The sequence below is a fragment of the Rhodobacter sp. JA431 genome (genome assembly GCF_900217725.1).
GTDB lineage: Bacteria > Pseudomonadota > Alphaproteobacteria > Rhodobacterales > Rhodobacteraceae > Rhodobacter > Rhodobacter aestuarii.
Map to the genome: position 1 here is coordinate 1 of NZ_OBMP01000022.1, position 4,865 is coordinate 4,865.

A 4,865-nucleotide genomic window follows, 5' to 3' on the forward strand; every position below is an offset into this window, starting at 1 on the left:
AAAAACCAAGGCTGCAGCCGCAAGCTATAGCGCTGCCCATTTTCGCCGGCGCCCAACCAGCGCGCCTCCGTCACAATGCCATCAAAAGCACGCTCCCCGCCCGTGGTTTCCAGTGTCACAGTCGCATGGGTGCCGATCAGCGCGTCAAAGTCGACATCACTGCTCGCAGCTAAGCAATCGACTGTAAAATCGAACAGATCACTCATCCGCTCGACGCCGGCAAAGCGCTGTAAAACCAAAACATCCAGACCCAAAACGGTGGTCAGGCGGCCCATCCGGGCCTCTTGGGAAAGCTGGGCCATGCAATGCACTCGTAAGATCAGATGGCGCAAACCTACCCAAAAGGGCAGGTCAAGCAAGAGGGAAACTGACGCAGTGGGTTGGCAAGCCTATGACAGGCAGGGCTTGCCCAAGCGGGGCTGCTTCGATGACAGGCGAGAGGCCGCATCGGCTCTCCCAAACCGCCGCTTTCGCGGCTTGCTGCGGATGCTATGCCGCAACGTCAAGGTCCGAAATCCGCCCCTTGCGAAGGCGACGGCCTGACCAACATGCCCGGCCCAAAACGGCCGGTCGACCCTCCCGGGTTAGGCCGCGGAAGCGGCCGTTCAGACACGGCGCAGCGAAGGGACAAGCTAGCCCGAAGCGGACTCAGCACCATCCGAGCTTGCCGACGATAGCTGACCTTCGCTGCATCGGTGATGACACTGCGCCGCCGCAAGGTATGGTGGCCTACTCTTGCTCCGATTCTGCATTCGCAGAAGGAGCGGCAATTTCCCCTTTTCGGCGACAGAATGCCAGCGTGAATTCCGCAGGCCGACCCGATGCGGAAGGAAGGAACGACCGTCGACTGCATGGCGTTTTGGAGCCAAGCAACCATCCCGTTTTGAAAGTCAGCGCTCCATTCCCGTACCGGCTTGTTTGATCTTCGGGAACGTACCCGGTCGCCTCCTCTGTTGACAGGCGCTCGCCGTGCTGACTAATCTGATGGCTGTTCGTTTCTCTTTTTGGCATTCTTTCGGTTTAAGCGTGGCGCAGACGATTTCGATTGCGGAAAGCGATGGCGTCGCGACGCTGCGGGACGCAGTGAAGGGCGCGCTACCGGGAACCGTGATCTCGGTCGGCGCGGGGACTTTCCCGCTCGATACGCCGCTTGTCGTCCCTTCTGGAACGACCCTTGAGGGCGCGGGCAAGGAGAAGACGGTCTTCACCCACGATTTCGATGGCCCGGCCATTGTCGTGCGGCACGCGCAAAACGTTCTCCTTGCCGATTTCGCCGTCAGCACTCGGGCGCGTGGTATCGTCCATCGCACGCTGCCCGAGGATCTGCCTGCCGCTGGTGCGACTCCGGAGGACGTCCGGAATGAATGGGGTCTGATCTTCATCGATTCCGGGCAGGCCGTCGACCTGAAGCGCATTTCCCTCACAGGTCAGGGCGAAGACGAAGCTATTAGAGCACTCGTTGCCCGGGGCAGCACCAGGATTTCGATCACCGAAGCCGAGATCCAGGCGTTCGGTGGTAGCGGCATTGCGTTCGGTGGCAGCGGCATTACGCTGTTCGGGACCGATGAGGCAACCGTCGCGTCCTGCACCGTGGCGAACTGCGCAAATGGAATCGTGCTGGCCGTGATGCAGGATGGTGGTCGATCCTCGCGCGCGGTCCTCAAAGGCAACCGCTGCCACGACAACACCCAGGCCGGGATCGTCCTTCTCTCCTCGGAGAGCGAGGCGGTGCGCGACAACGAGTGCTGGGGCAACGGGCTCTCGGGGATCATCCTGCAGCGGGATTCCGAGGCCCCCGACCAGCCATCGCGCGCGGTCGTGGAGCGCAACCGTTGCCACGACAACACCCAGGCCGGGATCAACCTTCTCTCCTCGGAGAGCGAGGCGGTGCGCGACAACGAGTGCTGGGGCAACGGCAACTCGGGGATCATTCTCACGCGGGATGACGAAGCCCCTGACCAGCCGTCGCGCGCGGTCGTGGAGCGCAACCGCTGCCACGACAACACCGAGACCGGGATCGGCCTTTTCTCCTCGGAGAGCGAGGCGGTGCGCGACAACGAGTGCTGGGGCAACGGCGCCTCGGGGATCCTCCTGCAGCGGGATCCCAACGCCCCCGACCAGCCATCGCGCGCGGTCGTGGAGCGCAACCACTGCTTCCGCAACCGCGTGAGCTTCGCAGTTGAGATCTGCTCGGAAGCAAGAGCCACGGGCAATATAGTTTTCGAGAACGAGGAAGCGGCGACCTATATCGGGCTGGACGGGCGGGGGCTGAATCCGCTCGATTGGGATCTGATCGACGCACCGGAAAACGAAGACCAGACATGGGCCCGGTTGCGGGGCAAGCTTTCAAGCGGCCCGCTCGCGACGAGGCTGGAAACCGCCCGTTGCGAAGGCGACGGCCTGACCAACGTGCCCGACCCTCAGCGGCCAGGCGACCCTGCGGCCGCAGGACGTAGAAAGCGGTCAGTCGGGCGCGCTGCGGCAGCCGGGTTCCGACATGACGCTTGAAGAGATCGGCGGCGACAGCCCGGCCCATCAGGCAGCCGCGGACATCGTGTCCGACTTGGCCGCATGGCGCCGCGGCAGCGCGCGGTGGAGCGAGCTGCCCCATTCGCTCATGCTCACGGGCGCACCGGGCACCGGCAAGTCCGTTCTCGCGCGCGCCATCGCGGCAACGGCGGGCGTGCCCATTGTCGAAGCAACGCTTGGGAACTGGCAGAGCGCGGGGCATCTTGGAGACATGCTGCGCGAGATGCGCCGCTCCTTTGCCCAAGCCAAGGATCAACGCGGAAAACGGGGCAAAGGATTCCCGTCAAACATGCCCGTCGCTCCTGCGCATCACTATAAGAAAACCTATTCACAAGACGTTCTTGACCGCCTTGTGAAGACCTACAGCATACCCGCGCGCCAAAGAGACACGTTTGAAAACGCCCTCGAAGACGCCGCCGCGATCTGGCGTTGGTATCGCGCTGCCGCCGATGAACGCACCGCGCCTTCGCAATCGTCCAAAGCGCTTCAAGACCTCTCTAAAACCGCCAAGAAGCTCTATGAGGCGCTTTCCGCTTTGCCCCGTCAGGCGGAGGTCTCTTTGATTGCAGAAACGGACCGGGTGGGCTTCAAAATCTTTGAGGGGACGGAAGACCCCGCCGGGCTTCCCGTTTTGATGGTTCCCCAAGACGATGGCACCTGCGAACCCGTTGCGCTCAACCTCAAAGATTATGTCCATTTGCTTGATGCCTTCCAGCGCATCGCAGCGGATGCGGCCAAGCTCCCGCCGGGGCGAAAGGGGGCCAAACGGGATGACGCGCTGCGCATGTGGATCGCGAATATAGAAACCCTCTGGACCCAGAGGCTTGAACGTGCGTTCACCCGCGATGTGCACGAAGACGGCACCCCTCTGACAAGCTCTGCGCGTTTCTGCGTGGACGTTTTTTCTTATGTGGACCCGGACACCCCAACCAGCCGGATCATGCATGAAATGAAACTTCGGATCACCGCAACGCGTCAGCGATCAACTGGAAGAATTAGCCCTCAAAATGGCGGTTAATTCTTCCAGTGAATAAACGTGCATTACGCCCAAACTCCCTGCATTCCTGTGGACATGGAATTCAGACGAGCAGGACAAGCACTATGATTACAAACACTTCGACGACCCCGGCGAGCAGCGCTGACCCCAGCTATTGGGAAGGCTTTATCTCCGAAACCGAGGCCGCAGACTTCCTTTGCCAAAGCGTGCGCACGATCCAGAAATGGCGCGTCACGGGGTTCGGACCGAGGTTCTACAAATTTGGTCGCTCTGTGCGCTATCGCCGCCGTGAGCTTATGGAATGGGTAACGGAATACACCGGGCCAGACGAGACCGTCACCCAAGCGACCGGGAGCCGGGTCACGGGGCTTCGGGCGGGCAATGTCGATAACCGCCAGCTTGCCATATATGATAAGCGCACCGAGGTGATGCAGAAGGCGAAGGACGGTTGGCTTGCGATCTGGAATGCAGAGCGCACCGCCTGCGGGCAAGAGCCGCTCGACCTTTCTGACCGTGAGGCCAGCCAAGTCTGGCGCTTTGAGCTGCGGCTTGGCTCCAAGCAGTTGCGGGGCCGCTTTGAGATGCACTCTTGGGCCGATCTGCGCGAGCGCCTCGGAGACGCCTACCACGACGCCTTGCAACGGCTGCGCTACTCCATCCCCACCCCGGACAGCAACCGCGCCCGCTGGCCCGTGCATGAGCTGTGGCAGCTCTTTGACGCCACTATCGGCAATGACCTCACGGTCTATTGCTGCGGCATTCAGCCGTCAGATGTGATCTTTGCCAACCGCACCGCGAAGATGCGCGAGCTCCCTCATCAAGACTGTAACGACCTCCGTTGCCCTGCTCACAATCGACTACCTCCTCATACCCACTGCATATTGTACTCAGAGATGTCTTCTGCAAGTCACGGTGCCTAACATCCAATGTCCGGTCTAGTGCGTCGCAACTCAGCATGGTGGCTCTCAGTTAAATGGCAGCTCAGGTCCGTTTTGCTTACTTTAGCGCCGCCGGATTTCGTGCCGGGTTAGCCGTCGGCCCTTTCCAGCGTCGGGTGCTTCGCGCTGCCCTTCGTCATTCGCCCCTGCCCCTTCGCCTCGTCTTTGTCATTTTTGTTTTTCGTTGCGCGCTGGCCACACCTTTTGGTGCGGTCCATTTGCTTCCAGTGTGCTTCCAGTGGCTTTGGCGCAACGCAAAAGGCCCCGCGATTTGCGGGGCCAGGTCATTGATAATACTTAAGAATTTTGGTTGCGGGGGTAGGATTTGAACCTACGACCTTCAGGTTATGAGCCTGACGAGCTACCGGGCTGCTCCACCCCGCGCCGGTGTTTTGTGGCGC

5 protein-coding genes and 1 tRNA gene are annotated in these 4,865 nt (G+C 61.2%); 3 read left to right on the forward strand and 3 right to left on the reverse strand.

Annotation, left to right across the window (positions count from 1 at the left end; translation table 11 throughout):
• Positions 1-275: contractile injection system protein, VgrG/Pvc8 family (locus CRO18_RS18415; protein ID WP_249276122.1), on the reverse strand; the 275-nt coding region annotated here is incomplete at its 3' end.
• A 751-nt stretch (positions 276-1,026) separates the two neighbouring features.
• Here CRO18_RS18415 and CRO18_RS18420 point away from each other — a divergent pair.
• From CRO18_RS18420 to CRO18_RS19225, 3 genes are all read left to right on the forward strand, one after another.
• Positions 1,027-2,508 carry a right-handed parallel beta-helix repeat-containing protein gene (locus CRO18_RS18420; protein WP_212710206.1) on the forward strand — a complete coding sequence of 494 codons (1,482 nt, stop codon included), beginning with the start codon at positions 1,027-1,029 and terminating at the stop codon, positions 2,506-2,508.
• The gene (locus CRO18_RS18425) at positions 2,498-3,547 is read left to right on the forward strand and encodes an AAA family ATPase (RefSeq protein WP_097083224.1); all 1,050 of its coding nucleotides are present in this window, start codon (positions 2,498-2,500) and stop codon (positions 3,545-3,547) included. The genes CRO18_RS18420 and CRO18_RS18425 overlap by 11 nt, the downstream gene beginning before the upstream one ends.
• Before the next feature lie 83 nt (positions 3,548-3,630).
• Entirely contained in the window at positions 3,631-4,446 is an 816-nt protein-coding gene (locus tag CRO18_RS19225) for an AlpA family transcriptional regulator (protein ID WP_143128695.1), read from the forward strand.
• A 107-nt stretch (positions 4,447-4,553) separates the two neighbouring features.
• Here CRO18_RS19225 and CRO18_RS19195 read toward each other — a convergent pair whose 3' ends face one another.
• On the reverse strand, positions 4,554-4,682 hold the full coding sequence (locus tag CRO18_RS19195) for a hypothetical protein (RefSeq protein ID WP_283234911.1): 129 nt from the start codon (positions 4,680-4,682) through the stop codon (positions 4,554-4,556).
• An 89-nt stretch (positions 4,683-4,771) separates the two neighbouring features.
• Positions 4,772-4,848 (reverse strand) — tRNA-Met (locus CRO18_RS18435).
• Positions 4,849-4,865: the final 17 nt, after the last annotated feature.